The organism is Mesorhizobium sp. M7A.F.Ca.US.005.03.2.1 (assembly GCF_003997795.1).
In the GTDB taxonomy this organism is placed as follows: domain Bacteria; phylum Pseudomonadota; class Alphaproteobacteria; order Rhizobiales; family Rhizobiaceae; genus Mesorhizobium; species Mesorhizobium ciceri.
This window is the reverse complement of sequence record NZ_RZRP01001469.1, coordinates 1-725: the sequence shown is the minus strand read 5'-3', so window position 1 is coordinate 725 and position 725 is coordinate 1. Positions and strand designations below refer to the sequence as shown.

The following is a 725-nucleotide window of genomic DNA, read 5'->3' as shown; positions in this document are numbered from 1 at the left end:
CGCCAATACAGCCGTCCCGCACGATCATCGCATTGCGCGCAACCCCGGCATGAAGCTCGACCTTGGCTTCATGGAATCGGTGCGCAGCGTCAATCGCTCGGCGCTGGAACGGCGCGTCGCCAGCCTGACCAAGCGGCGCTCTATCAAGGCCGACAACCAGGCCGCCTGGCTGCTGCGCGCCGTCGCCTGCATGGATTTGACGACGCTGAATTCCAACGACACCGAGGAGCGCGTGCGCCGGCTTTGCGCCAAGGCGATCAATCCGTTCCGCCGCGACATTGTCGAGGGCCTCGGCATATCAGGTGAAACCATCCGCCCGGCCGCCGTCTGCGTCTACCACCCCTTCGTTGCCACCGCCGTCGATGCGGTGCGCGGCACTGGCATCCATGTCGCCGCCGTCTCCACCGCCTTTCCGCATGGCCTGGCGCCGCTGTCGACCCGTTTGCAGGAGATCGAGGCCTCGGTCCGTGACGGCGCCGACGAGATCGACGTCGTCATCCCGCGCGGCCTGGTGTTCGGCGCCAAGTGGCGGGAGCTTTACAATGAGATCGTCTCGATGCGCGCCGCCTGCGGTGATGCGCATCTGAAGGTCATCCTCGGCACCGGCGACCTCGCCACGCTGCGCAATGTCATGCTGGCCTCGATGGTGGCGATGATGGCGGGCGCCGATTTCATCAAGACCTCGACCGGCAAGGAAAGCGTCAACGCGACGCTGCCCGTCGGCC

Annotated in this window: 1 protein-coding gene; it reads left to right on the top strand. The window is 66.3% G+C overall.

The window, feature by feature from the left end; all coding sequences use genetic code 11:
• Positions 1 to 725 (top strand): deoxyribose-phosphate aldolase (gene deoC, locus EN991_RS38545; protein WP_127370643.1); only part of this gene is annotated, 725 nt, incomplete at both ends.